At 68.6% G+C, this 26,005-nt stretch carries 21 protein-coding genes; 8 read left to right on the top strand and 13 right to left on the bottom strand.

The window, feature by feature from the left end; genetic code table 11:
* Nucleotides 1–14 precede the first annotated feature (14 nt).
* Nucleotides 15–428, bottom strand: a complete 414-nt coding sequence (locus ABT304_RS12065; RefSeq protein WP_502890327.1) for a DUF3499 domain-containing protein — start codon at nt 426–428, stop codon at nt 15–17.
* 49 nt (nt 429–477) lie between these two features.
* On the opposite strand from ABT304_RS12065, the gene ABT304_RS12060 reads away from it, so the two are divergent.
* On the top strand, nt 478–894 hold the full coding sequence (locus ABT304_RS12060) for a metallopeptidase family protein (RefSeq protein WP_350715412.1): 417 nt from the start codon (nt 478–480) through the stop codon (nt 892–894).
* Nucleotides 895–1,529: 635 nt separating this feature from the next.
* Here the strand turns inward: ABT304_RS12060 and ABT304_RS12055 are convergent.
* From ABT304_RS12055 to ABT304_RS12045, 3 genes are all read right to left on the bottom strand, one after another.
* Complete coding sequence (locus ABT304_RS12055) at nt 1,530–3,368, bottom strand: DUF5719 family protein (protein WP_350715410.1); 1,839 nt, start codon at nt 3,366–3,368, stop codon at nt 1,530–1,532.
* Nucleotides 3,365–6,271, bottom strand: a complete 2,907-nt coding sequence (locus ABT304_RS12050) for a glycosyltransferase (RefSeq protein ID WP_350715408.1) — start codon at nt 6,269–6,271, stop codon at nt 3,365–3,367. Before ABT304_RS12050 ends, ABT304_RS12055 begins: the two co-directional genes overlap by 4 nt.
* A gap of 146 nt (nt 6,272–6,417) precedes the next feature.
* Complete coding sequence (locus ABT304_RS12045) at nt 6,418–6,672, bottom strand: WhiB family transcriptional regulator (protein ID WP_008361238.1); 255 nt, start codon at nt 6,670–6,672, stop codon at nt 6,418–6,420.
* A 352-nt stretch (nt 6,673–7,024) separates the two neighbouring features.
* Between ABT304_RS12045 and cofD the strand changes: the two genes are divergently transcribed.
* Genes cofD through ABT304_RS12030 form a run of 3 tightly spaced genes read left to right on the top strand, consistent with a single transcriptional unit; the run spans nt 7,025 to nt 9,833 of the window.
* Nucleotides 7,025–8,035 carry a 2-phospho-L-lactate transferase gene (gene cofD, locus ABT304_RS12040; protein ID WP_350715406.1) on the top strand — a complete coding sequence of 337 codons (1,011 nt, stop codon included), beginning with the start codon at nt 7,025–7,027 and terminating at the stop codon, nt 8,033–8,035.
* A complete protein-coding gene (cofE, locus tag ABT304_RS12035; RefSeq protein WP_350715405.1) occupies nt 8,032–9,009 on the top strand; it encodes a coenzyme F420-0:L-glutamate ligase in 978 nt (325 codons plus the stop codon). The genes cofD and cofE overlap by 4 nt, the downstream gene beginning before the upstream one ends.
* Nucleotides 9,010–9,050: 41 nt before the next feature.
* The gene (locus ABT304_RS12030; RefSeq protein WP_350715404.1) at nt 9,051–9,833 is read left to right on the top strand and encodes a DUF3105 domain-containing protein; all 783 of its coding nucleotides are present in this window, start codon (nt 9,051–9,053) and stop codon (nt 9,831–9,833) included.
* 82 nt (nt 9,834–9,915) lie between these two features.
* Here the strand turns inward: ABT304_RS12030 and ABT304_RS12025 are convergent, their stop codons facing one another.
* Nucleotides 9,916–10,992 carry a mannose-1-phosphate guanylyltransferase gene (locus tag ABT304_RS12025; protein WP_350715402.1) on the bottom strand — a complete coding sequence of 359 codons (1,077 nt, stop codon included), beginning with the start codon at nt 10,990–10,992 and terminating at the stop codon, nt 9,916–9,918.
* 106 nt (nt 10,993–11,098) lie between these two features.
* Here ABT304_RS12025 and ABT304_RS12020 point away from each other — a divergent pair, with 106 nt between their 5' ends.
* Entirely contained in the window at nt 11,099–11,809 is a 711-nt protein-coding gene (locus tag ABT304_RS12020) for a TIGR03089 family protein (protein WP_350715401.1), read from the top strand.
* Nucleotides 11,810–12,378: 569 nt separating this feature from the next.
* Here the strand turns inward: ABT304_RS12020 and ABT304_RS12015 are convergent.
* The 8 genes from ABT304_RS12015 to ABT304_RS11980 all read right to left on the bottom strand — a co-directional run bounded on the left by ABT304_RS12015 (nt 12,379) and on the right by ABT304_RS11980 (nt 22,956).
* On the bottom strand, nt 12,379–14,499 hold the full coding sequence (locus ABT304_RS12015) for an N-acetylmuramoyl-L-alanine amidase (protein ID WP_350715399.1): 2,121 nt from the start codon (nt 14,497–14,499) through the stop codon (nt 12,379–12,381).
* A 125-nt stretch (nt 14,500–14,624) separates the two neighbouring features.
* A complete protein-coding gene (locus ABT304_RS12010; RefSeq protein ID WP_160027271.1) occupies nt 14,625–15,422 on the bottom strand; it encodes an ABC transporter ATP-binding protein in 798 nt (265 codons plus the stop codon).
* Nucleotides 15,419–16,318: an ABC transporter permease gene (locus tag ABT304_RS12005; protein WP_160027269.1), complete on the bottom strand. Its 900-nt coding sequence runs from the start codon at nt 16,316–16,318 to the stop codon at nt 15,419–15,421. Before ABT304_RS12005 ends, ABT304_RS12010 begins: the two co-directional genes overlap by 4 nt.
* Complete coding sequence (locus ABT304_RS12000; RefSeq protein WP_350715397.1) at nt 16,302–18,317, bottom strand: glycosyltransferase; 2,016 nt, start codon at nt 18,315–18,317, stop codon at nt 16,302–16,304. The genes ABT304_RS12005 and ABT304_RS12000 overlap by 17 nt, the downstream gene beginning before the upstream one ends.
* Nucleotides 18,314–19,507 (bottom strand): UDP-galactopyranose mutase, encoded by a 1,194-nt coding sequence (glf, locus tag ABT304_RS11995; protein WP_350715395.1) that lies wholly within the window; start codon nt 19,505–19,507, stop codon nt 18,314–18,316. The genes ABT304_RS12000 and glf overlap by 4 nt, the downstream gene beginning before the upstream one ends.
* Nucleotides 19,508–19,544: 37 nt before the next feature.
* Nucleotides 19,545–20,447 carry a glycosyltransferase gene (locus ABT304_RS11990; protein WP_350715393.1) on the bottom strand — a complete coding sequence of 301 codons (903 nt, stop codon included), beginning with the start codon at nt 20,445–20,447 and terminating at the stop codon, nt 19,545–19,547.
* Nucleotides 20,444–21,379, bottom strand: a complete 936-nt coding sequence (locus tag ABT304_RS11985) for a glycosyltransferase family 2 protein (RefSeq protein ID WP_350715391.1) — start codon at nt 21,377–21,379, stop codon at nt 20,444–20,446. Before ABT304_RS11985 ends, ABT304_RS11990 begins: the two co-directional genes overlap by 4 nt.
* Nucleotides 21,380–21,453: 74 nt before the next feature.
* Nucleotides 21,454–22,956 (bottom strand): LCP family protein, encoded by a 1,503-nt coding sequence (locus ABT304_RS11980; protein WP_350715390.1) that lies wholly within the window; start codon nt 22,954–22,956, stop codon nt 21,454–21,456.
* A gap of 113 nt (nt 22,957–23,069) precedes the next feature.
* Between ABT304_RS11980 and ABT304_RS11975 the strand changes: the two genes are divergently transcribed.
* The 3 genes from ABT304_RS11975 (at nt 23,070) to ABT304_RS11965 (ending at nt 26,001) form a co-directional block, all read left to right on the top strand.
* The gene (locus ABT304_RS11975) at nt 23,070–24,392 is read left to right on the top strand and encodes an LCP family protein (RefSeq protein WP_350715388.1); all 1,323 of its coding nucleotides are present in this window, start codon (nt 23,070–23,072) and stop codon (nt 24,390–24,392) included.
* Nucleotides 24,393–24,487: 95 nt separating this feature from the next.
* On the top strand, nt 24,488–25,213 hold the full coding sequence (locus ABT304_RS11970) for an ABC transporter ATP-binding protein (protein WP_350715386.1): 726 nt from the start codon (nt 24,488–24,490) through the stop codon (nt 25,211–25,213).
* Nucleotides 25,213–26,001, top strand: coding sequence for an ABC transporter permease subunit (locus tag ABT304_RS11965; RefSeq protein WP_350715384.1), 789 nt, complete (start codon nt 25,213–25,215; stop codon nt 25,999–26,001). The genes ABT304_RS11970 and ABT304_RS11965 overlap by 1 nt, the downstream gene beginning before the upstream one ends.
* Nucleotides 26,002–26,005 lie beyond the last annotated feature (4 nt).

Raw genomic sequence — 26,005 nt, 5'->3', positions numbered from 1 at the left:
GAACTCTAGTCGTCCTACTCCGACGTCAGCACCCGGAGGTGCCCGCGGCGGGTGCCGCCGGGGCGGGGCTGGCCCTTGTCGAACCCAGTGTTCGCCCCCGGCTCGTCGGCGTCGTCCTGCCCAGGGGCCCCGACGGGTCCTCGCGGAGACGGGGCCGGCGGCCTAGCGGCCTCACGGACGGCATCGGCCAGAGCCAGCAGGTCATCGCCCTTGGGCTGCGGATCGACGGGCTCACGGGCCAGCCTGACGACCTCCCAGCCCCGAGGCGCGGACAGCCGCTCGGCATGCTCCTCGCACAGGTCATAGGCATGCGGCTCGGCATAGGTCGCCAGCGGGCCGAGAACGGCCGTCTGGTCGGCGTACACATAGGTGAGCGTGCAGACGGCTTGACGCTGGCAGGCGGTACGCGAACAACGACGAGCAGTCACGGGTGAACCGTACTCCCCTGAGGCCAGCCGCGCAGTTAGGCTCGCGTACATGACCAGGCACAGGGATCGACACGGCCGTGGGCGACGCGGCCCGATGGCCGTCCCGACCGACCCGAAGGTGCCGGTCCTGCGCACCCGCCGCGAGCGCTTCGACGACATCGCGCTCGCCATCGTCACCGAGATCGACGCTCGCTGGCAGTCACGGCTGGGCCTGATCGAGTACGCCGTCGAGGAGTCTCCGGACATCCCGAAGGAGTGGACCGTCGAGGACCACATCCCGCTCGGGTCGCTCGAGCGCGGCGTGGGCGCAAAACCCGCGCGGCTGGTGATCTATCGGCGGCCGATCGAGCACCGCTGCCACACCCGCTCCGAGGTCGAGGCGATGGTGCTCATGGTCGTGGTGGAGCAGGTCGCTGACCTGCTCGGGATCTCGGCCGAGGATGTCGATCCGCGCTACCAGCCTTGAGGCGTGGGCGAGTCGGCTTCGTCAGCGCTCATAGGTACCGAGATTTCGGGGCTGGTCTTGGGCCGCCGACCCGTTCTTTGAGGGTCTTCTCGACATGGCCCGGAGTCAAGGACGGCCTGCGGCCGCCGGCTTCGCCGGCCGCTTCGCGGTCCTTGACACCGGGCCATGTCGAGAAAAGATTTGGCTGGCTATCGGGGCGGCGGCCCGGGTGTGGCCATGGCACACGCACCTACGGCAGGTGACCGCTCCACGCCTACCTCAGACATGGGGTCTCCGCGTGAAAGAAAATTTTCTTCCACCCGCCAACCCCACCCCGGGGCCAGGCCCCCGCTGAGGCGAACGAAAATTCGTTCGCCTCGCCGGAAGGAAAATTCCTTCCGGCGATCGGCCCACCCCGGCACCCAAGCCCCCGCCCAACCCAAACAGCTGCGCCACACCCCTGCCGCCGACCCGATAGCCAGCCAAAATTCTCGACGAAGCCCGGTGTCAAGGATCGCCGAAGGCGACCGGCGAAGCCGGCGGCCGAAGGCCGTCCTTGACTCCGGGGTTCGACGAGAACACCCTCCAAGAACGGGTCGGCGGCAAACCCCAACCACAAATAAACCCCGACAAAACGAGCGCCGAAAGAGGAACGCTCAGGGCTCCAAAGGCAGCGGCAACCCCGGAGCAACCCCAGCAGTCCGTACCTCCGAGCGCAACGGCCGGAACGGAACGACCGCGTCGCCGTCACCGCTCATCACCACAGCCGCATTGATCTCGACGCCCGCGGGCACGAGCTGGATCAGCGCTGTCTCCGCGGGCACCTCGACCTCGGCACCCAGCCCAGGGCCGACCTCGACGGACTTCGACTTGAGCGCCTTGCCCTTCGCGGTCATCGGGACCACCTTGACGGTGCCGCTGGTGCCGGTCTTGGCGACCGGACCGGAGATCAGGACCCGCTTCTTGCCGACGCCGCCGCCGGCCGGGACGACCACCGCGGTCGGCTCCGAGATCGTCTCGGTGGCCGTGGTGATCGCGACGTCGCCGCCGTCGACCGAGCGCATCGCGGTGGCGACCGGGCCGGTGGCGACGATCTCGACGCCGTACGCGTCACCGGCGCTGTCCTTGCCGAGCAGCTTGGTCAGGTCGACCTGCGTCTGCCCGTTGGGCGGCACGCTGATCTCCGGAGCGCCCTCCGGGGTGAGTACGTTCTTCGGGGTGAGCAGGCGCAGCTCGGCGCTCACCTGGGCGTCGCCCGGGTTGATGACGGTGAGCGTGCGGCTCGCGGACTTGTTGGGGTAGCCGACCAGCAGGTTGGTCTCGGCCGGTGTCGACTGGCCAGGGAAGTAGTCCTCGGTGCCACGCTGCGTCTCGAGCGCGACGGCACGGTCGCGGACCATCACCCCGGCCTGGCCGCGTATGACCGTGGTCTTCAGGGAGAGCTCGCCCTTGCGCGGGATCACGTGCAGCAGGTCGAAGGTGCGAGTGGTGTTGCCGGGGATCGCGACGCCGCGGAGGTCCTCGGGGACCGCCACCACGCCCTTCTCGTCGTAGAGCGAGATGTCGACCGTGGCCGCACCGCTGTTCGGGTTGGTGAGCTCGAGGACGGAGTTGTGGGTGGCGCCCGCACCGACGCCCGGGAACCAGGCCTCCGCCTGCGGAGGCAGGCAGCCCGTCGCCGCGAGCGGCTTGGTCGTCGAACGTCCGGCGACCAGCCCGGGCGCGACCTCCTTGCCCGCCTTGACCACGACCGATCCGGGCTTGACCGACGCGCTGGTGACCTTGCCGGACGCCACGGTGGTCTCCGCGCCCTTGCCCGCGCCTGGGCCGCTCAGCGTGACCTTGCCGGACCCCTCGGCAGCGTTGGTGACGGTGACCTGGTCGGCGCCGGACTTCGGTTTGCCGGGGCACACCAAGGTGGCCGCCGTCGGCGCGCTGCTTTCGGCGGCCAGCTTCGGCTGCTCCCACTGGTGGGGCCGGTTGAGCACCAGCGCGACAGCCATCGCCCCGACCAGACCCAGTGCCACCAGCACGGTGTTGTCGCGGCGGCCACGCTGCCTGCGTACGCGGCGCAGCCGGGGTCGCGCAGCGGCCGCCGCCGCGGCGGCAGCGGCCATCCGTCCGCCCTTGGCACGCTCCTGCTGTGACTCCTGCTGAGACTCCAGTCGGGCCTCCGGCTCCTCCACCCGCATCTCGTCGGCGGTCGGCCAGGCCTCGAACTCCGGCTCGAAGCCACCGCGGAACTCGCCGGTCTGATAGTCGCCCTCGTACGCCGGCGGGTAGCCCGTCTGGGCGAGCATCTGTCCCGTCTCCGGGCCCGGCACGTAGGGCTCCTGGGCGTAGAGCTGCTCCGGGGTGTAGCCCTCGGGGGGCGTCTGGGCCGTCTGCCCCGTGTACGGGTCGGCGAACGGGTCCAGCATCCACGGCTCCTGGCCGTAGACATCGTCGGCCTGCGGCTCGTGCGAGCGGTCGTAGGGGTCTCGTGAGTGACTCATGCCGACTCCCTCCTCTGGATCAGCGTCGGCAGGCACAGGACCAGGACCACGAACAGCCCGATCCCGGCCAGGACCAACAGGATCGTACGGATGATGGACTGCGACTCGGTCACGCCCGGGTCGCTCGGCTCGGAGTCGAGCAGCCAGGCACGCGTCGAGCGCTCGACGGTGCTCGCCTGGGTCACCGACCCGGAGGCGTCGATCCCCTCGGCGACCGAGGAGTCGGCCGGTCCGGGCATCACGATGTAGGCCACGCCCTGGGCGGCCAGATCACCGATCACCGCATCGTCGGGGTCGGCGGCCAGGCGGCGTACGACTCCGGTGAGCTCCTCGGAGCCACCGGCGACCTGCGCGATCTCGTCCTCACCGAGGGTGATCCCGTCGTTGCGCAGGACGGCGTAGCGGAGGCCGTCGTCGACCGAACCGCGAAGCACGAGGACGCCGTCCTCCGGGCCGAGCGTGGTCGAGGTCGGGTCGAGCATGTAGGAGGGCACCCCGGTGTGGCCGAGGGCCCGGGTGTTGTCGGTGAGGTCGCCGGTGCCGGCGTAGACGAACCAGCCGAGGCTGCCGACGACGCCGACCGCCGCGACCGCAGCGGCCGCGCCGACCATGACCTTCCGCAGCCCACTGAGACCGTCGAGGATGGCGCCCTGGGCGCCCAGCACCGCTGCGACCACCGCGAACCCCTGGATGGCGACCAGCGGGAAGCCCCAGCCGACGCGGGCGATGCCGGCGTCGAGCGGGATCGGGATCCAGGACAGCAGCATCGTGACGACCGCCGTCGCGACCGCGCCGATCCAGCAGACCATGACCGGGATCCGGGTGCGGCTCGGGATCAGCGCGAGCACGGCCAGCAGCGGCAGCGCCAGGCCGAGCCACCACGGGGCGCCGAGATCGGCACCGTCGAGGCCGGTCAGGCGGCCCACGAGCAGGTCGAAGCCGCCGGCGGCCGGGGCCGGCAACCGGCCCGGGTCGAGCAGCAGAGCGGCCCAGCCGCCGGAGAAGAGCGCCGGCAGCCACCACGGAAGCAGCAGCCCGACCGGCGTCGCGATCGCCGCGGTGGGCGGACCCCACTGGTCGCGGTCGCTGAGCACGGCGGGCATCAGCCGGCGGGCGACGATGAAGATGACCGCCGCGAAGACGGCCGCCACCAGGAAGGCCATCGGCGCGAAGGCGGTGATGACGGTGAGCAGCAGGCCGGTGCGCCAGCCGGCGCGCCAGCGGCGGTCGGCGACGGGGTCGCTGAAGCCGAGCGCGGCGTGAGCGAGCCAGGGCAGCAGCGCGCCGACCACGACCGCACCGATCCGGCCGTCACCGAAGGCACCGCTGACATAGGGAACCAGGGCGTACGCCGTCGCACCCCACAGCAGCAGCCAGCGCGGGGCGCCGAGGTGGCTGATCAGCCGGCCCGCGACCCGCAGCAGCCGCCACGCACCGCCGAGCGCGATCGGGAAGCTGAGCAGCATGACGGCGGTGACCGCCAGGCTCGGGTTGCCGCCGAGGAACGTCGCGAGCACCGCCAGCGGGAAGACGTGCGGCGGCGCGGGCACCCCGGTGCCCTGCGAGATCGCGTGCCACGACTCGAACTGCAGCTGCCACCAGTCACCCGCGCTCTGGGGCGTCGGCCCGAGGCCGCTGCCGGCCACGCCCCCGAGCGCGGCACGCGCCCCGATGACCCCGAGGATGCCGACGACGACCAGGAGCACCGCGACCGGATTGGTGAACAGACGCACCAGCCAGCCGGTCTCGGCGGGGATCTCGTCCTCCTCCAGCTGGGCCCGCTCGGCCTGACGCTTGGCGGCGAAGGAGGCCGGATCGGCCTCGGCCTGCGCCATCTGGCGCCGCTCGGCGATGTCGGAGGCCTGCAGGGTGACCGCGGTGGCGACGTCGGAGACGAAGTCGAGTCCGTGGCGGTAGGGCAGCCACGGCGGAGGCAGCAGCGCCTTGACCACGTCCTTGTCGGCGTGCGCCTGCTTCCGGCGACGCCGCTTGGCGAGCATGATTTGGCCGGTGTGGCCGTAGATCCAGCCCAGCGCGGCCAGGTCGTCGAGCGCGGTCCCGGGGTCGCGCACCAGGATGAAGCCGAGCATCCGCCACAGGGTCTGGAAGAAGAACCTGATCATCCACAGCGCCAGCGTCCCCGGCCGGCCGTTGACCAGCAGGGTGTAGAGCGCGGCCCGCCGCTCCTGATAGTGGATCCGGCGACCGGTCAGCTGGGTCTTGCGTACGCCGCGGTGGGCCGCCTCCACGTGGAAGACGACCGCGTCCGGGACGGCGATGGTCGTGAAGCCGGCGTTGGCTGCCCGCCAGCCGAGGTCCATGTCGGTGCCGAGGACCGGGAGGTGCTTGTCGAAGCCGCCCAGGTATTCGAGGACCTCGCGGCGGATCAGCATGCCGGCGGTGTTGACGGCCAGGACGCGGCGTACCTCGTCGTGCTGGCCCTGGTCGTACTCGCCCCGCTCCAGGCCGGTCTCCCGGGCTCCGGTGACCGAGATCGAGACACCGAGCTCGAGCATCCGGCGCAGCGAGGGCCACTCCCGGATCTTGGGGCCGAGGATGTCGGCCTCCGGGTATTCCGCGGCGGCGTCGAGCAGGGTCGAGAGCGCGTGCGGGTCGGGGGTGGAGTCGTCGTGGAGGAACCAGATCCACTCCGGCGGCTGGGCCGCCTGGTGGAGGATGGCGAGCGCCTCGTTGGCCGCGTCCGCGAACGTCGTCGACGCCGGGAGCTTGACCACCTGGGCGAAGGTCTCCTCCAGGATCTCGACGGACCTGTCGGTCGAGCCGGTGTCGATCGTGACGGCAAAGCTCACCGGAGCCTGCTGGTTCCTGATCCCGTCGATGACGGTCGGAAGCCAGCCGGCGCCGTTATGAGAGACGAGGACGAGGGCGACCGACGCATGCACGATCGGCAACCCTAGTGCCCAACTGGTGATAGACCGAATGGACCTGTCGAGCGATCGGCCACGCCCCCGCAGGTATTTGTCCGGAAAAGATCAGCAGGCCCGGACCGTGAGGTCCGGGCCTTGCTGGCTCGTGCTTGGGTATTGCCTCAGACTGCGCGCTTCTTCAGCTTGCGGCGCTCTCTCTCGGAGAGTCCACCCCAGATTCCGAAGCGCTCGTCGTTGCCCAGAGCAGACTCAAGGCAGTCCTGGCGCACCTCGCAGGTCTGGCAGACCTTCTTGGCTTCCCGAGTCGATCCACCCTTTTCAGGGAAGAACGCCTCCGGATCCGTCTGCGCGCACAGGGCGCGCTCCTGCCAGCCCCCTTCGTCGGTGTCCGGCTCGAGGAGAAACAGCTCTCTCATCGTCTTTCCGACCTTTCGACCCTATTCAGCTTGTTTTCGGGACCGTGACCCCATCTTGGGCCAGTCACCTCACGCCATCGGCAGGTAACCGATCCCCCCGTTTTTGCGGGTACTGCCTCTTGTTACGGCCTAGGCCGTCACTTTGATGCAGTTGCCCGCTGAAATCTTCCCGAGATTTTCAAGCGCTGTCGCCACCGCTATCGGTCCCCGTTTCAATTTCGAATCACACTGATGAAATTACATGCCTGTCGGTGCCACAAGTCAACCCTCAAATCTGCTAGGGCCGCTCTAACACAGGCTTTCCGCACCGGCTGGAGCAGGGTTGCTGGCCCCCGTCTGAGAGGCTAGGGCCATGCGTGACATCACCGTTCTCTCCGGCGGCCATGGTGGTTCGAAGTTCATCTCCGGGCTCCTCCACGGCATCTCTGCCGGCCGTGTCCCGGGCATTGAGGAAGATGCCCGGGTCACCGTGATCGCCAATACCGCCGACGATCTGTGGATGCACGGCGTCAAGGTCTGCCCCGACCTCGACACGGTGATGTACACCCTCGGCAACGGATTCGACCATGAGCGCGGCTGGGGCCGCAAGGCCGAGACGTGGTCGATCAAGGAGGAGCTCGAGGCCTACGAGGTCCCCGGCACCTGGTTCGGGCTCGGCGACCGCGATATCGCTACGCATCTCGTACGCACCCAGATGCTCGAGGCCGGGTTCCCGTTGTCGCAGGTCACCGCCGCGTTGTGCGAACGCTGGCTGAAGCCTGTATGGGACGACCGCGTGCGGCTGCTGCCGATGACCGACGACCGCGTCGAGACCCACGTGGCGATCAAGGACGAGAATTCACCCAGTGGACTCTCAGTCGTTCACTTCCAGGAATACTGGGTACGCCTCCGGGCCGGCGTTCCCGTCGAGAAGCTGATCTTCGTGGGGCAGGACGAGTCGAAGCCGGGCCCCGGGGTGATGGACTCGCTGCTGAAGTCCGATCTGGTGATCGTGCCCCCGTCCAACCCGGTCGTCTCGATCGGGACGATCCTCGGCGTACCCGGGATCCGGGAGGGCCTGGTCGCCACCTCGGCCCCCGTGGTGGGGATCTCGCCGATCATCAGCGGACATCACGTACGCGGCATGGCGGAGCAGATGCTCGCCGCCATCGGCGTCGACGCCACCGCCGGCGGAGTCGGTCTGCATTATGGGACGCGGGGCTCGGGCGGGGTCCTCGACGGCTGGCTCGTCGACACCGCCGACGCCGACGCGGTCCCCTCGCTCACCGCGTCGGGGCTGAAGGCGGCCGCCGTACCGCTGTGGATGTCCTCGGAGGACGCGACCGCCGACATCGCCGCCGCCGCGGTCGAGCTGGTCCGATGACGGCGCCCATGAGCGGGCAGGGCATCACCGTCACCGCCCCCGACGGCGTACCCGAGGTGCGTAAGGGCGACGACCTCGCCGCCCTGCTCCTGGACGCCCTGGAGTCCCCGCTCGTCGACGGCGACATCGTCGTGGTCACCTCGAAGGTCGTCTCCAAGGCCGAGGGACAGGTGCGCGAGGGCAACCGGGACGATGCGCTCCCCGGCGAGACGACACGGGTGGTTGCCCGACGCGGGCCGACCCAGATCGTGCGCAGCCGGCTCGGGCTGACGATGGCTGCCGCCGGGATCGACGCCTCCAACGTCGAGGCCGGCTACATCGTGCTGCTCCCCTTGGACCCCGACGCCTCCGCGCGTGCCCTGCGCGCCACGTTCCGCGACCGCACCGGCGCGAACGTCGGGGTGATCATCACCGACACCGCCGGACGCGCCTGGCGCGACGGGCAGACCGACATCGCCATCGGTGCCGCCGGCCTCGAGGTGCTGGAGAGCTTCGCCGGCCAGGTCGACGCCTACGGCAACGACCTCATCGTCACCGCCCCCGCCGTCGTCGACGAGATCGCCTCGGCGGCCGAGATCTCCCAGGGCAAGCTCGGCGCGCGGCCGTTCGCGGTCCTGCGCGGCCGGGCGGACCTCGTCCGCGAGCCCGGTGACGACGGGCCGGGGGCGAGCGCGCTCATCCGCCCCGAGGGATCGGACTTCTTCGGCTTCGGGGCCAGGGAGGCCGTCGTACGTGCCCTGAAGGGTGCCGCCGAGGACCAGGCTCCGTTCGGTGCGCCGGCAGGCGTCGAGGAGCTCTCCGCGGCCGTCGCGGAGGTGACCGGGACCGCCCCCGTCGCGCACGGGGACGGGCTTCGGGTGGCCGGAGCCGATCCAGCGGTGATCGCCGCGCTGGCCTTCGCCCACGGCTGGCGATGCGAGCGCGAGGAGAATAATCACGGGGCAACTTCCCTTCTGCTACCACTGACCACCTAGAATCTGCGCGTCCCGACAAAAGACCCGAGGTACGCCGAACCGTGGCCAACAAGTCGCTCAGCAAAGACCGCAAAGCGGTCATCAACGACATCCGCAAGAAGCAGGGCCGCGCAGAGCGCGTCCGTGGTGCGGCAATCGTCGGTGTCTGCATCGCCATCGCCCTTGTGATCGTGGGTGCCGCCGCGTGGGGTCCGATCACGGACTTCTTCAAGACCAGCAAGTACGACGACGTCGCACTGCAGGACATCGGCAAGAGCGCCAAGGCCGCCGGCTGCCAGAAGGTGACCGAGATGGCCGCCGACGGCAACCAGAACCACATCGCCACCGGCACCGAGCAGACCTACACCACGGCTCCCCCGGCCTTCGGTCCGCACTGGAACGAGGCCAACGTCGCGCCGGCCGACATGTCGCGCAAGTTCTACACCCCCGGGGACCGTCCCGACCTCGAGGCGCTGGTGCACAACCTCGAGCACGGCTACACGATCGTGTGGTACGACGAGACCGTCTCCGAGGACGAGCTGAACGTGCTCCGGGCGATCGGTGACAAGTTCGCCGGCACCTCCAACTTCCGCTACAAGTTCATCGCGGCTCCGTGGACCGCTGCCGACGCCAAGGAGACGGCGGTCGCCGGCGACAAGAAGACCGAGTTCCCCTCGGGCACCCACATCGCCATGACGCACTGGTACGCCGACGCCGCCAACCCGACCGAGGCGTCCACCCAGAAGGGCGTCTTCCAGTACTGCGAGGGCGTCTCCGGCGAGGCGATCAAGGACTTCATGGAGAAGTACCCCTACACCGACAGCCCCGAGGCCCAGGCCATGTGAGGCCCTGCCGAGTCGGCGCATCTGCCCCCGTGCCTCGCGAAGCGAAGCGAGCGAGAGGGGGCGGATGCGCCGACTCGGCATTTCAGGTCAGGTCGGTGCGGTCTGAGTCCTTGAGGGCGGCGACGATCTTCTTGACCTGCTGGGCGTGGGTGCGGGTGGTGACCAGGACGGCGTCGTCGGTGTCGACGACGACGATGTCCTCGAGGCCGATGAGGGCGATCATGCGGCCGGAGTGGGGCACGACCAGGCCGGTGGAGTCGAGGGCGTGGACGAGCGAGGCGTCGCCGAGGATCGTGGGGCCCTCGGGCGAGGCGGTGGCAGCGGCCTGGAGCAGCGTCGCGAGCGAGTCGAAGTCGCCGATGTCGTCCCAGCCGAGATCGGCGGGCACCGTGGCGACCTTGCCGGCGGCGGCAGCGGGCTCGGCGACCGCGTGGTCGACCGCGATCTTCGGCAGCGTCTCCCACAGCTCCTCGAGCCGCGACGGCTCGGCGGCGATGGCCCGCAGCCGCTCGGTGAAGCCGGGGTCCGACTCCGCGAGCAGCTCGAGGAGGACGGTGGGACGGACGACGAACATCCCGGCGTTCCAGCGGTAGCGGCCGGTCGCGAGGTAGCCGGCCGCGACCTCGGCCGACGGCTTCTCGACGAACTCGTCGACCAGGAAGGCCCCCGGGTGGCCGACCAGCGGCTTGCCCTCGGCGATGTATCCGAACGCGGTCGAGGCGAAGGTCGGCGAGATCCCGATCGTGACCAGCCAGCCGTCGGCGGCGACCGCCGCGGCACTGCGTACGGTTTCGTGGAAGTTGTCGACGTTGCGGATCACGTGGTCGGCCGCGAAGGAGCCCATCACGGCCTCCGGGTCGCGCCGCTCCAGGAAGGCTGCAGCCAGGCCGATCGCGGCCATCGAGTCGCGCCCGCTCGGCTCGGCCAGGATGGCGTCGTGCGGCACCTCGGGCAGCTGCTCGCACACGGCCCGCTCGTGGACCGCGCCGGTCACCACCATGATGCCGTCGGAGACGGGCTCGAGGCGGTCGTAGGTCTCCTGCAGGAGGGTACGTCCGTGGCCGGTGAGGTCGCGCAGGAACTTCGGCTCCGAGGACCGCGAGAGCGGCCACAGCCGGGTGCCGGCACCACCAGCGGGGATCACTGCCCAGAACGTCATGCCGCCACCTCCGTAGGGCACGTCGAAGAATACGGACGTGACGGCATGATGGACCCGCCGGTCGCTCGCTGGCGCTCGCTCATGCCGCACACCTTAGGGTTTCGATGTGCAGACCTATCCCGAGACCCTCGCCCAAGCGCTCCGGACGGACCCAGGCGGTCCGTTCGTCACCTTCTATGACGAAGCGAGCGGCGAGCGCCAGGAGCTGTCCACCACGACGTACGCCAACTGGGTGGCCAAGGCCTCCGGCCTGCTCCTCGACGAGCACGGGCTCGAGCGCGGGGACAGCATCCGGATCGACCTGCCCACCCACTGGCTGGCCACCGTCTTCCTCGGCGCCGCCTGGAACACCGGACTCGTGGTGACCGACTCCGAGAGCCCCGACGCCGTCGTCTGCGGCCCCGAGACGCTGCCCGCCTGGGCGGATGACGCCGCGAAGCGGCCGACGCTGGCGTGCTCGCTGCTGCCCTTCGGCGTACGTTTCGCCGACCCGCTCCCCCAGGGCGTGCACGACGTCGGCATCGAGGTCTGGGGACAGCCGGACGCCTTCACCCCCTGGGACCCGCCGGCCGCGGACGACGCGGCCACCTCGTGGGACGGCGTCGAGACCAGCCACGCCGACCTGTTCGGAGGCGAGGGGAAGGCCGTACGGCTCCTCTCCACCGTCCCCTCGGCCTCACCGGCCGGCGCCGAGCTCCTGGCCTCGTTGCTCGCCGGCGGCGGCTCGCTGGTGCTGGTCACCAACGCGACCGACGAGCGCGTGAAGGCCGTCGCCTCGAGCGAGCGCGCGACGCATTTCCCGGATCACTTTTCATGATGTCTCGATATTAGGGGTACGACGTCGCAATATGTCGCGTCAACGCGTAGCACCCCACGCATAAGTGCTCGATAATCCCGCGCTCCTCAGCGGGATAACATCCGTTCGGCTTTCCGTTATCGTGCAGAAAACGAATCGGCGCCAGTCCAGGATTCGCGATCCGGGACTGACGCCGACTGGGCGCCGACGGGTACGACGAAGCGGCGCTCCACGGCTCCATGGGGCGGTTGAACCGTCTGGGAGCCGTGGCAGATCGAAGGCGCCGCCGCAGTGCGACGCAGCGTCATGTGCGGGCTACAGGCTGTTCAGAAGGGCGATCACCGCTTGGATGATCGCGTCAATGATGCCGGGATCAGACATGAGCAGCCTCCTTTCCAAGTTCCCGAGAAACCCTAGAAATTCGAGACAGTCATCGACAGAGAAGTGCGCTTTGTTCTCCCTGTCGCGAACTCGCCACAAAACACAATAAGCACATATCGCTGGCCCTGTCCATGAAATCCTCGGAACTACCGTGATAGCGACAATTCGCAACAAGAGAGTTCGGCGAGAATGCCTGTCGGACTCCGGTGCTATCCGAACTGGTCGTAGCCCCGCACGACGCCCATCTGGGACTTGCGGTCCCAGCCGCCGCCCTGGTTGTGCTCATAGGCGAACCACATCCCGTCGGACTTGCGACGCAGCAGCAGGTCGCCGCCGGTGGAGGCCCCGCGCAGATCCTTGGTCGCGAGGATGAAGTCGAAGACGCTGGTGTCGATCCCGGGGTCGGAGTAGGTGGTCAGGCCGCCGGGGCCGTTGGTGCGGAAGATCAGCAGCTTGCTCGCGGTCCTGACGACCACCTCGGGCGAGCCGTCGTCGGCGTAGAAGCGGCCGGCGCCGACGACCTGGGTCGAGCCGCTCACCGCGCTGCGCATCCGGTAGGACGCGCCCAGGGCGCTGGTGCCGCGCCCGGGCCAGACCCGGATCTCACCGGTGGAGTGCTTGCCCACGAGGTCGGGCCAGCCGTCGCCGGTGATGTCGCTGACCACGTCGATGACCGTGACGGACTCGAAGCCGCGTCCGATGATGACGCCGGTGGCGAACGTCTCGGTGCCGTTGCCGCGGTTGACCCGGATCGTGCCGTCGGTGTGGCGGATCAGGATGTCGCCGTCGCCGTCGCGGTCCCAGTCACCGGCGTTCATCAAGGTGGCCGAGGTGCCGCCGATCAGGTTGGTGGCCCGCGGCGTACCGAAGCGGGCGTTGCCGTCGGTGCGGATCACGACGATCCGCCGGTCGCCGGCCCGCCGGGCGACCAGGTCCGGGTAGCCACGGCCGCTGATCTGTGACTGCAGCTCGCGCGCCGCCCAGCTCGCCTGCTTCGAGCCCGCCTGCGAGCGGATCGTGCTCAGCTTGGCGTAGAGGTAGCGGCCCGGGCACGCGGTGGAGCCGGCGTCGCGATGGCCCATGATCGCGTACGAGAAGGTGCGGTCGCCGATCCGGGTGGAGCCCTTGTTGCCGCGGACACCGTGCAGCGACAGCTTCCACGCGAACAGCGTCCCGAAGGCGTTCACCAGCGCGGTCGGGGGTGCGACGTTGTCGAAGTTGCCGATCGCGGAGGCGGCGAAGGCGTAGCTGTTGTAGCCCGAGGTGTGCGCACCGACGACGGGGCGGTCGACGCCGCCGTAGCGGCCCTCCCAGATCCGGCCGAACTTGTCGATCAGGAAGTTGTAGCCGATGTCGCGCCAGCCTCGGCTCTGCACGTGGTAGGCGTAGATGCTCCGGATGATCCCCGGCACCTGGTCCCTGGTGTAGGAGTTGGTGTTGACGGTGTGGTGCACGAAGCCACCGCGGACCTCGTGGTAGTCGGGCGGGCCGGCCTCGCGCACGCTCTCGTCGGCACCCCACTGTCGACGGCTGTAGATGCTGGGTTTGGCGGTGTACGCCGCCGCCGACAGCGTCGCCGTCTCCCCCTGCTCGGCACTCGTGGTGCCCTGGGCGCCCGCCGCCGGCTCCGGCGCGTCATCTGCTCCGGTCTCGATCTCGGGTGGCTCGCTGCGGCTCGCGACCGCCTCGCCGGGCGTGATCACGGCCAGCCTGAGGTCGGCCGGCACCTGGGCACCGGTCAGCCGCAGCCGGGTCTGGACCTGGTCGACCTCGCCGACCACCGCCTCCATGGTGCCCGGCCTCGATCCGTCGGCCTCCGCGGAGTCCGGGTCAGGAGCATGGTCGTCGACGTGGACGTCCAACGCCTGCCAGTCGCTCCACGTCCCGTCCTCCAGCGTGCGTACGTCAGCCCCGATCGCCTCCTCCGGGACGACCGCGCCGGGCGCCCAGGTGAGTCCGACGGTCCCGAAGCCGTCCACCGGCTGCGGCAGGCTGGTGACGGTCACCGCATCGCCCGCGGAGGTGGCCTTCTTGGCCTCAGCGGTGATCCGTCCGGACATGCCGTGCCCGGAGGGTGCGGTCAGCGAGATCTCCTCGAGGTGGGCGTCGACCGGATCGGACGGCACCTGCGCCGCTGACGGCACCGCCACCTGGCTCCCGGAGACGGGAACCTCACCGGGACGGACCACCTTCAGGTCGACGACGGTGCTCGCCGGGACCAGCGCCGCCAGGACGAACCCGAGCACGAGCAGCTGCTGGGTCGAGGCGACATAGCGCGACCGAGCGCGCTCGACGTCGCTCGACTGCTCTTCTCCGGCCTGCGAATGCACGTATGGATCCCCCTGGTTTCGTAACACCAGGGAACATCTTTCACATCAGCCACAGAGGTTGGGAAGAGCCCGCAAAGAACTACAAACCTGTAATTCCTCGCGGGCTCTCCCCGTGCTGAACAGACTCAGACCTCTGCGCCGAGCGCGCTGTCCGCAGCCTCGAGCTGCTTGAGCTTGGCCGATCCCTTGGCGTCGTCCTCACCGTAGTGGAGGTACTCGATGCCCTCGTCGACGTCGCCGTCGAAGACCAGGCGGCCCTTCTCCAGGCAGATGACGCGGTCGCACATCCGTTTGACCGAGCCGGCGGCGTGGCTGACGTAGACCACGGTGCGGCCGCTGTCGCGGATCTCCTCCATCTTCTCCATGCACTTCTTCTTGAAGGGCTTGTCACCGACGGCGAGGACCTCGTCGGCGAGGAAGATGTCGGAGTCGATGTGGACGGCGACCGAGAACCCCAGACGCGAGTACTGCCCCGAGGAGTAGTTGCCGACCGGGGAGTTGAGGTGGTCGCCGAGCTCGGCGAAGTTCACCACGTCGTCGTAGATCTCGGCGGTCTCCTCGGCGGAGAGCCCGTAGATCGCGGCGTTGAGGAAGATGTTCTCCCGGCCTGAGAGCTGCGGGTGGAAGCCCGCACCGGTCGCGATCAGGCCCGCGATCTGGCCACGCGTCTTCACGACGCCCTGGTCGGGTCGCATCACGCCGCTGATCAGCTTCAGCAGGGTCGACTTGCCCGAGCCGTTGAGGCCCATCAGGCCGACCGACTCGCCCTGCTTGATCGTGAAGGTGACGTCGTCCAGCGCCTTGAAGGTGTTGGAGACGGCCCGTCCCTTCATCTTGGCGACGGTGATGTCCTTGATGCTGCGGTGGTAGCGGAGCGTGAAGTTCTTGGTGACTCCGTCCACCACGATCGAGTCGGCGGTCATGTCAGACGCTCCGGAATCTTGTTCTCATGCTTGCTGAAGATCAGCTGGGCGATCACCAGCAGGACCAGCGAGACACCGAACGCACCCAGACCCCACATCCACAGATTCTCGGGCAGGTGCTCGGCGGCGGTCGCCTCCGGGTTCGGTGTCACCCCGACCCAGAAGGCCTGCTGGAAGAGCAGCACGGCGTCCGAGATCGGGTTGAGCAGGTAGATCCAGGACTTCTCGCCGAGCGCTTCCTGGATCATCGAGAACGGATACATCATCGGTACGCCGAACCGGATGTAGTTGGTCAGGATGTTGACCGCGCTGCCGAAGTCCCGGAAGAAGACGTTGGCGAGGCTGAAGACCAGCGCCAGGGCGGTGCCCAGTGCCATCACGATGCCGAGCGCGAGCAGGAGCGAGGGAATCGTCTCCCAGTTCGGCGTCCACCCGCTGAACAGACAGACGACGATGAGGATCAGCGTCGCCGGGACCAGGTGGTAGAGCGAGACCAGCATCGAGGCGACCGGGAACATCTCCTTCGGCATCGCCATCTTCTTCAGCAGTCCCTTGTTGCCGAGCAGGGACCGCGTCCCTGCCCCGAAGGTCTCGGTGAAGAAGTGGACGATGACGAGCCCGGCGAACAGGTGGACCGGGTAGTTGTCCATCCCCTTGTCCGCGCCCATGATCTTGCCCATGAAGATCCAGTAGACGAGGAACTGCGTCAGCGGGTTGATGTAGGACCAGAAGACGCCGAGGATCGAGTTGGAGTAGCGACCGCTGATCTCCCGCTGCACGAGCAGCTTGAGGAGGTAGCGGCGCTTGAAGACCGAGAGCAGACCGAGGTTCTCCGCCGGCGGTGCCAGCGGCGCGTCGACGATCCGTACGGGGCGTTCATCAACTCCGGTTGCCATCGGACCCCTTCTCCTCAGCGACCAGCCACGGCTCGAAGGTCTTCTCCCAGGCCTCCGGCGAGGTGAACTCGCTCAGCTTGGAGCGGTACTCCTCGGCCAGCTTCGGCCACTGGCGCTTGAGCCGGCGGTGCACCTTGATGGTGTCCTTCAGCATCTGGTTGAAGAGCTTCTTGTCACGTCGGTAGAAGGCAGCGCCCTGCTGGTCGTTCATCGACACGATGGCGCTGTCGTACTTGGTGATCCGGTACCACTGGTTGTCCATCGCGGCGAGCTCGGCCTCGGGGAACTCCGTGGAGAGCTTGCGCGGCTTCATGATCTGCCGGATCGGCGCCTTGAGCGCGGCCAGCTTGACCTCGCGGCCGGTCGGGACCTCGGTGTCCTCCTTGCCCTTGCGCGGCGGCTTGTGGCGGCGCACGGGCGGGAACTCGTCACGGTCGGCCTTGAGCTGCGCGTCCGGGTAGTCCTTGACCATCTCGCGTACGGCGGGAAGCTGGGTCGCGAGGGTCTCGTGGAGCTTCTCGGGGCCGGCGAGCACGTCGAGCAGCGCCTGGTGGCGCAGCATGACCGTCGAGTACTGCATCGAGACCAGGTGCTTGATCTGGTGGGAGAACGACTCGGTGACCATGCGGCCGCCGTCGTCGTAGATCGAGTGCAGCAGCGCGGCCACGAAACGGTTGCGCTGGTGGAAGTAGGACTGCCAGTCGAGGGCGTCGTTCTTGTCGGTCCACGGGACGTGCCACACGGCCGCACCCGGGAACGACACCGTCGGGAAGCCGGCGGCCTTGGCGCGCAGGCCGTACTCGGAGTCGTCCCACTTGATGAAGACCGGCAGCGAGAGCCCGATCTCCTCGATCACCTTGCGTGGGATCAGGCACATGAACCAGCCGTTGAAGTCCACGTCGACGCGCTTGTGCAGCCAGCGGGTCGAGCGCAGGTTGCGCGCGCCGAAGTCCCAGTCGCCGTAGACGCCGGGAGCCGACTGCCACCAGAAGCGCCACGGCTGGACGATCTCGCCGTAGGAGTGCAGGCGGGACTTGGCGTAGAGCGAGAACATGTGGCCACCGACGATGGTCGGCCGCTTGGCGAGGTCACCGAAGGTGATCGCGCGGATGATGCCCTCGGGCTCGCAGACGACGTCGTCGTCCATCATCAGGGCGTACGTCGCGGTGCCCTTGCGCAGCGACTCGAGCTGACCGCGCGCGTAGCCGCCGGAGCCACCCAGGTTGCCCTGCTCGATGATGTGCAGCAGGTCGCCCAGGGCCTTCTCGGCCGCGGGGAACTCGACGTCGTCGGCGACCTTCTTGGTGCCCTGCTCCATCACGAAGACGGTGTCGAGGTAGGGGCGCAGCGCCTCGTCCTCACCCATCTGCGCGAGCAGCTTGGCGCAGAAGTCGGGCTTGTTCATGGTGGTGACGCAGATGTCGACGGTGCCGTGCTCGGCACGGTCGTCGGGGACCTCCGCGGTCCACTCGGCCGAGGTGATGACGGCGTCCTCGTCGGAGGCGACCACGTCGTACCAGTACCAGCCGCCGTCGACGAACGGCTTCAGCGGCAGGTCGAAGGTGAAGGTGCCCTCGGGGTTGGTGCCGGTGTCGGCGGCGTCGACGCGCTGCGAGCGGCCGTTGGCCATCGACTTGTAGACGATGACGCTCGCGCCGCGACCCTGGAGGGCGACGGTCAGCTTCACGCTGTCGACCACGGTGTGCCGGCGCCAGTAGCTGGCTGGGAACGCGTTGAAGTAGGTGCCGAGCGAGAGCCGCTCGCTCTTCAGGATCCGCAGGGCCGTACGCGACTCGATCTGGTCGGGGTGGATCTGGGTCCCGTCGTTGATCGACTGGCGGATCTGGGCGTTGTTCAGCGCCTGGGCCGTCTTGTCGGAGCCGACCTCGTACTTGTCGGCGTCGAGGATGGCAGCCTGGTTGTCGACGTAGAGCGGGAGTACGTCGGAGTCACGGTCCAGGGGCAGGATCTGCCGCTGGAGCAGTCGGGTCACGCTCATTCGTCAACGCCTCCGGAGGTGAGCGGGGTGCCGTCCTCGAAGTGGGGACGGAGCTTGTTCTCGAACATGGTGAGCGCGGACGCGATCGCCATGTGCATGTCGAGGTACTTGTAGGTGCCGAGGCGGCCACCGAAGAGCACCATCGGCTCCTTCTTGGCCAGGTCGCGGTAGACCAGGATCTTCTCGCGGTTGTCGGCGGTGTTGATCGGGTAGTACGGCTCGTCGCCCTCCTGGGCGAAGCGGCTGTACTCCTTCACCACGATCGTCTTGCCGGGCTTGTAGCGGTCGGCACGCTCGGGGTGGAGGTGCTTGAACTCCAGCTCGCGGGTGAACGGGACCTCGGGGTCGTTGGCGTTGACCACGCCGGTGCCCTGGTAGTCGTCCACGTCGAGGATCTCGGACTCGAGGTCCACGGTGCGCCAGGACAGCTTGCCGGCGGAGAAGCCGAAGTACTCGTCGACCGGTCCGGTGTAGACGATCGGGACCTTGCCCTTGTAGTCGTCGACCACGGTGAAGAAGTCGGTGTCGAGCATGACCGTGATGTTCGGGTGGTCGGCCATCCGCTCCAGCCACGCGGTGTAGCCGTCGACCGGGAGACCCTCGTACTTGTCGTTGAAGTAGCGGTTGTCGAAGGTGTAGCGGACCGGGAGGCGCGTGATGATGTCCGGCGACAGCTCCTTGGGGTCCTTCTCCCACTGCTTGGCGGTGTAGCCCTTGATGAAGGCCTCGTAGAGCGGACGGCCGATCAGCGAGATCGCCTTCTCCTCGAGGTTCTTGGCGTCCTCGGTGTTGAACTCGGAGGCCTGCTCCGCGATCAGCGCGCGCGCCTCGTCGGGGGTGTGCGACTTCCCGAAGAACTGGTTGATCAGCGCGAGGTTCATCGGCAGGGAGTAGACCTGCCCCTTGTACTTGCCGAACACCTTGTGCTTGTAGTCGGTGAAGTCGGTGAACTTCCGCACGTAGTTCCACACCTTCTCGTTGGAGGTGTGGAAGAGGTGGGTGCCGTACTTGTGCACCTCGATGCCGGTCTCCTCGTCGAACTCGGAGTAGGCGTTTCCACCGATGTGCGGACGGCGCTCGATGATGAGCACCTTCTTGTCCAGCTCGGTGGCGGCGCGCTCGGCGATGGTGAGGCCGAAGAGGCCGGAGCCGACGACGACGAGGTCAGGAGTGGTTTCAGGGAAGGACACGATCGCTCAGTCTAGGTCTCTGTGGGTAAGGGGTCGGTCAGGAGGAGGTGGGCAGGGTTCGCATGCCCCGCGCGGCGCGCAGGGCCTTGATCACGTTGACGGCCTCGTGCTTGCCGCCTCGCAGCGGGCTGAGGAGAACCACAGCCGCCGTGATGAGCCAGGGCTTGAGACGTACGAGGACGTTCTCGCCGTAGCGGAAGTGGACGACGAAGAGGTTGCGGTACATGTAGAAGCCCTTCCAGCCGGCCAGGTCGTGCTGCTGGCTGAAGTCGAGCCGTCGCACGAGCACCGCGTCGCGTACGGCCCAGATGGTGCGGCCGGCGCGGCGGGCGCGGATCGCGAGATCCACGTCGTCGTAGAAGATGAAGTAGGTGGGATCGGGAAGCCCGATCTCCTCCAGGACGGTGCGGCGGATCATGAAGCCCTCGAAGGCGACGTTCTCCACCGCGACCCGCTCCGGAAGCGCGTCGCGGGTCGGGTAGGTGTCCATGACCGAGGCGGTCTTGGGCTTGATCGCGAGCGGGTTGCGCAGGTCGAACTTCAGCGCGGCCAGCTCGATCAGCTTGCCGTTCTTGTCCTCACGCACCGAGAAGAGGCAGTCCTCGTCCTGGGCGAGCAGCACCTCGAGGCAGTCGTGGGCCGGGACGACGTCGTCGTCGATCAGGTAGAGGCGGTCCCAGCCCTGCTCGACCGCGGCCTTGGTGCCGAGGTGGAAGCCACCGGCGCCACCGAGGTTCTCCGGGCTGTCGATGACCTGCAGGTTGGGCGTGACGGCCTCGGCGAGGACCTGCGCGGTGTGGTCGGTGGAGGCGTTGTTGACGACGATCACCGCGTCGGCGGGCTGGTCGAGCTTGGTGAGCCCGTCGAGCAGCCCGCGCAGCATGTCGGCGCGGTTGTAGGTGACGACGACGATCGCGACCGTCTCACGGGTGGTGCTCAACGAAGGAACCTCTCGTGTCCACTGAAGTCCCCCCGGATGGCAGCCCACCACGCCTGCGCAGAGAGCCGGATCCGCTTCGGCTGCGGCTTGGTGAGCAGGTAGAACCATAGAGTCTTCGCCACGAAAGCCAAAGCGAAGGGCCACCCTCGGTAGTCGCGCAGGTTGAGCAGGTTGTTGCGCGCCATGCAGTAGTGCTTCAGGTCGCTCGGCGTGTGGTTGTACGTCGCCCTCCCCCACGCCATCGGGGTGCCGAGATCGCCGACGGACGGGTGGCGTACCTGAGCGCCGACGACGGTCGCGATCCGGGCCCCGGCCTTCTCGGCCCGGAGTCGGTATTCGTGGTCGTCGCCCCAGATGAAGTACTCGGCTCGGGGGTAGCCGATCCGCTCCACCAGGTCCCGGGTGACCAGGACGCCGTTGAACGGGATCACGATGTCCTTGATCAGGCCGTCGGTGGCGGCTGCCTCGACGTCGGCGAGCTGGTGCACGACCTTGGAGCGGCCCGGGAGCCTGATCGGGAACACCAGGCGGCCGGGGTCACCCTCGTCGACGACGAGCGGTCCCCAGAAGTCGAGGTCGGTCTGCTTGAGCAGCAGCCCGAGGCAGTCGGTGTCGGGCAGGCCGTCGTCGTCCATCAGCCAGACCAGGTCGGCACCGCGCTCGATCGCCATCTCGAGGCCGTCATGGAAGCCGCCGGCGCCGCCGCTGTTGCGCTCCAGGGTGCGGGCGATCACCGGCACCTGGCGCTGACCCGGCTCCTCGGCGCCGTCGAGCTCGGCGAGCCACTGCGACGTACCGTCGGTGGAGGCGTTGTCGATGACGATCACCTCGTCGAGGCCGTCGACCACGTCGAGCCGCTCCAGCAGTCGCTGCAGCAGCTCGAGACGGTTGAAGGTCACCACGACGGCGGCGACACGATTGCTCCCTGGCACGGATCCAGACTAGCCGCGACCGCGGGGTATCCCGGGAATCAGCGAGTCGCTGTGACCTGCGCTTAACCCGTTGTTCAACACGCTGAGGCGAGGTCGTCGGTCTCGTTGGCCTGGTAACCCTTGTTGCGCGAGCCCAGGGAGCCGCCGGTGACCGGGCCGCCCTTGTCGGAGTCGCCGGTGGCCTTCGTCTTGTTCTTCGGCGCAGGTGCCTTCGTCTCGCCGTCGTCGCCGGTGCCCGGCGAGGCGAAGACCTCCTCCTTCTTCGGGGTGGCCTTCTTCACCGCCTTGCGCACCTCGGCGTGGATGTCGGACATGTCCGGGTCGGCGGTGTTGACCAGCGGGGGCACCAGCGAGAGCGTCGAGATCTTCTGCGACTTCGCCTTCAGCGCCAGCGCCGAGAACCGCTCGATCTCGCTCGGTGGGACCGAGGTGGTGATGGTGGAGCCGGTCGCCTTCGCGACGTCCTGGTAGTGGCGTACGACGTCAGCGGGGCTGGTCTGCTGCAGGATCGCGTTGAGGACGCACTTCTGGCGGGCCATCCGGGAGTAGTCGTCGGAGTCGTGGCGGGCCCGGGCGTACCAGAGGGTCTCCCAGCCGTCGAGCTTCTTCGTGCCGGGCTGGATGTGGGTGTAGAAGCTGTCGGAGGGGAGCCCGACCGGGATCGGCTGGCGGACGTTCAGGGTGACTCCCCCGATGGCGTCCACGATCTCCTCGAAGCCGTTGAGGTCGACGATCGCGTAGTAGCTGATCTGCAGGTCGGTGATGCCCTCGACGGCGTCGACGGTGGCGGCCATCCCGGGGTCCTTCTCGCCCTTGTAGAGCTCCTTGTGCTCACCGGCCCAGGTGCTCACGCCGTTGAGGTAGCAGCCGTCGCAGTCGAAGCCGCGCGGGAACTCCTCGTCCATCGGCGAGCCGTCGTCGAAGGTGAAGTTCTGCATGTTGCGGGGCAGGCCGATGAGCACCGTACGTCCGGTCACGGCGTCGATGGAGGCGACGGTGAGCGAGTCGGGGCGCAGGCCCCAGCGGGTCTTCCCGCCGTCGGAGTCGGCGCCGGCGAGCAGCACGTTGAAGCGGCCGTTGTGGGCCTCGGCCGCCTCGGCACCGGCGAAGATCGCCTCGACCATGCCCTTGTGCACGCCGACCAGGTGGGCGCCGAAGATCAGGGTCGCGGCCACGGAGAAGGCCAGCGCGCCGTTGATCGCGACCACGATGCGGCGCTGCTTGAGATCGAGCTCGAGCGGGCGGCCCAGGCGCCAGGCGTCGATGAAGAGACCAGCCCAGGCGATGGCGCCGGCGATGAGCGCGATCCGGAACAGGCCCAGCAGCCACGGCGTCGTGCCCAGCCGGAAGATCAGGCCGTGCCACAGCAGGGAGATCCCGAAGACGAGCCCGGCGGTGATCGCGAGACCGATGACGGTCCAGATCGCGATCCGGCCGACGCGGCGGTTGCCGGCGACAAGCTGGGCGGACCCCGGCAGGAGCAGCGTGATGAGCAGCAGCGCCATGGCGCGACGGAACCGCACGCGGGAGGCGCGCTCGGCGGCCGTACGCTGGGGCCGGTAGTTCTGCTCAGCCATCTGGGGTCCCTCGAGTGAAGAGTTTGCACCGCCAGTATCACCAGTCACACGAGTAACACGGTGGTGCGACGCGCCGACTAACTTTAGCGGCCTGGCACGGTACGTTTGAGCGCATGCCAAACCCCCGCAACCCTGGCAGCCCCAACGATCCCCGGTCGCAGCAGTACGGCTGGGCGTACGGTGGTGGCCAGCCTGCTCAGCCCTCGGGGCCCGAGCCCACCAATGTCATGCCCACCGTCCGGCGCCCTGCCGGCGGCGCGCCGCCTCCGGCGCCGCCGCGTGGCGGCTATGACCGGCCGCTGCCCCAGCCTGGGCAGATCGCGCCGACGCCTGGCTATGACCAGGGGTATGACCAGGGCTACGGCCAGCAGGGTGGCTGGAGCCAGCCGAGCGAGTACGGCGGCAACGGCGGCAACGGCTATGGGGGTCCGGGCGATGGCTACGGCGGCGGTCGCGGGGGCCGCGCACCGAAGCCGAAGAAGCGCCACCCGTTCCGCAAGTTCGTTGCCATCGTGATGATCCCGGTGCTGATCCTGGTCGGCGCGGTCGCCTGGATCGGCATCAGCGCCTGGAACAAGGTCGACAAGGTCCCCTATGAGCCGACCGCGGGCGAGCGACCCGCGGACCAGCCGGGCACGACCTACCTCATCGTCGCCAGCGACTCCCGCGAAGGTCTCACCGCCGAGGAGAAGAAGAAGCTCTCCACCGGTGACGCCGCCGGCAGCCGCACCGACACCATCAAGCTGCTGCACACCGGTGCCGGGAAGACGATCGTGGTGACCCTCCCCCGTGACTCCATCGTGCCGATCCCGGGTCACGGCGAGACCAAGATCAACGCGGCCTTCGCCTACGGCGGCCCCGAGCTGCTGGTGCAGACGATCGAGCAGAACACCGGCGTACGCATCGACGGCTATGTCGAGATCGGTATGGGCGGTCTGGCCCGCCTCGTCGACGGCGTGGGCGGCATCGAGATCTGCCCGAAGAAGGACATGAAGGACCCCAAGGCGGGCCTGGACATCAAGAAGGGCTGCCAGGAGGTCGATGGCGTCACCGCGCTCGCCTACTCCCGCTCCCGCTACGCGGCCGAGGACGGCGACCTCGGCCGTGGCGCCAACCAGACCGAGGTCATCTCGGCGATCGGCAAGAAGGCCACCAGCCTGGGCACTCTGCTGAACCCGGCCAAGCTGGCTGAGATGGGCGAGGGCGCCGAGGGCCTCAAGGTCGGCGAGGGCATGAGCGTCATCGGCGGCGCGAAGTTCCTGTGGGCGTTCAAGGCGCTCGCGGGCGGCTCCGCGATGACCTGTGGCGTCCCGATCAGCGACTTCGCGGTCCACTGGCGCAAGGAGGACGCGCTGACGATGTTCGGCCACATCAAGGAGGACACCGTCGACCAGATCCCGGCGGACATCTGCACGGCGACCGGTCTGCCCGAGTAGCCCGTTCCACCCAGCCGTCCCTACTGACTTTCGTCGGTAGGGACGGCTGCTTTTCGTCCACTGTGGCCGGCCGCGTACGTCCCTAGGTTCGAGTCATGATCACTCTGGACCACTTGACCAAGAGATACGGCGCGACCACCGCGGTCGACGATCTCACCCTGCAGATCCAGCCCGGCCGGGTCACCGGCTTCCTCGGCCCCAACGGCGCCGGGAAGTCCACCACGATGCGGATGATCCTCGGCCTGGACCGGCCGACCTCGGGGACCGCGACCATCGACGGCCGTCCGTACGCCTCGCTGCGGCGTCCGCTGCGCGAGGTCGGTGCGCTGCTCGACGCCAAGGCGGTCCACCCCGGCCGCCGGGTGCGTACGCATCTGGTGGCGATGGCGCGGAGCAACTCGATCCCGGTGGCCCGGGTCGACGAGGTGCTCGAGCGGGTCGGCCTCGCCGGGGTCGCCCGGCGGCGGGCGGGCAACCTGTCGCTCGGCATGAGCCAGCGGCTCGGGATCGCGGGCGTGCTGCTCGGCGACCCGCGGGTGATGCTCTTCGACGAGCCGGTCAACGGGCTCGATCCCGACGGGGTGATGTGGATCCGGAAGCTGCTGAGGTCGCTCGCCGCGGAGGGGCGTACGGTCCTCGTCTCCAGCCACCTGATGAGCGAGATGCAGCAGACCGCCGACCATCTGGTCGTGCTGGGCCGTGGGCGGCTGCTCGCCGACGCCACGATGGCCGAGTTCGTCGGGAGGCACGGATCGCTCGAGGAGGCGTACTTCCGGCTGACCGCCGGCAGCGTCGAGTACACCGGGACGGAGGTGGCGTGATGCTGAGTCCCTTCCTGGCCGCGATCTCGTCCGAATGGACCAAGCTCTGGTCGGTCCGCTCGACCTGGTGGTGCCTGATCGGCGCGGCCGCGCTGATGGCGCTCTACTCGGTGCCCCTGGGCTTCGACGCCGCCGATCCCAACCTGGAGCTGTCCCACGCCGACCAGCTGCTCCACGTCGAGGAGGTCGCCACCGCGGGGATGCTCTTCACCCAGTTCGCCCTGATCGCGCTGGCCCTGCTGACGGTGACCTCGGAGTACGCCTCGGGCAGCATGCGGACGACGCTCCAGTGCGAGCCCCGGCGCGGCCGGGTGCTGGTGGCGAAGCTGCTGGTCGTCGAGGTCGTCGCGCTGGTCGCCGGGGCGCTCCTCGCCCTCCTGGGCGCCGGCCTCGGCTACCTGACCGCGGGTGACTACGGAGTCTTCGACGTCACCGCGGTGGCCGAGGTCGCCGGCAGGATGAGCGTCTACATGGGCGCGGTCGTCGCGCTGGCGATCGGTCTCGCCGTGGCGCTGCGCAGCACGGCCGGGGCGCTGGTCGTCGCCTGCCTGGCGCTCTTCCTGCTGCCGATGGTGCTGATGATGAGCGGGATGGACCTGATGACCGAGGTGTCCTACTACCTGCCGGGGACCGCCGGCACGGAGTATCTCGGCGTCGGGATCGCGACCATCTTCGGGCTCGACGACGGGCTCCCCTACGACGGCAACGGCGGTCTCGGACTCCTCGCCGGCTGGTCGGTGGTCACGCTCCTGGCCGGCTACGTGGTGTTCCGCAGGCGCGACGCCTGAGCCT

The organism is Nocardioides sp. NPDC000445, from assembly GCF_040300245.1.
In the GTDB taxonomy this organism is placed as follows: domain Bacteria; phylum Actinomycetota; class Actinomycetes; order Propionibacteriales; family Nocardioidaceae; genus Nocardioides.
The sequence above is the reverse complement of the archived record's forward strand: the minus strand, read 5'-3'. Positions and strand labels throughout refer to the sequence as shown.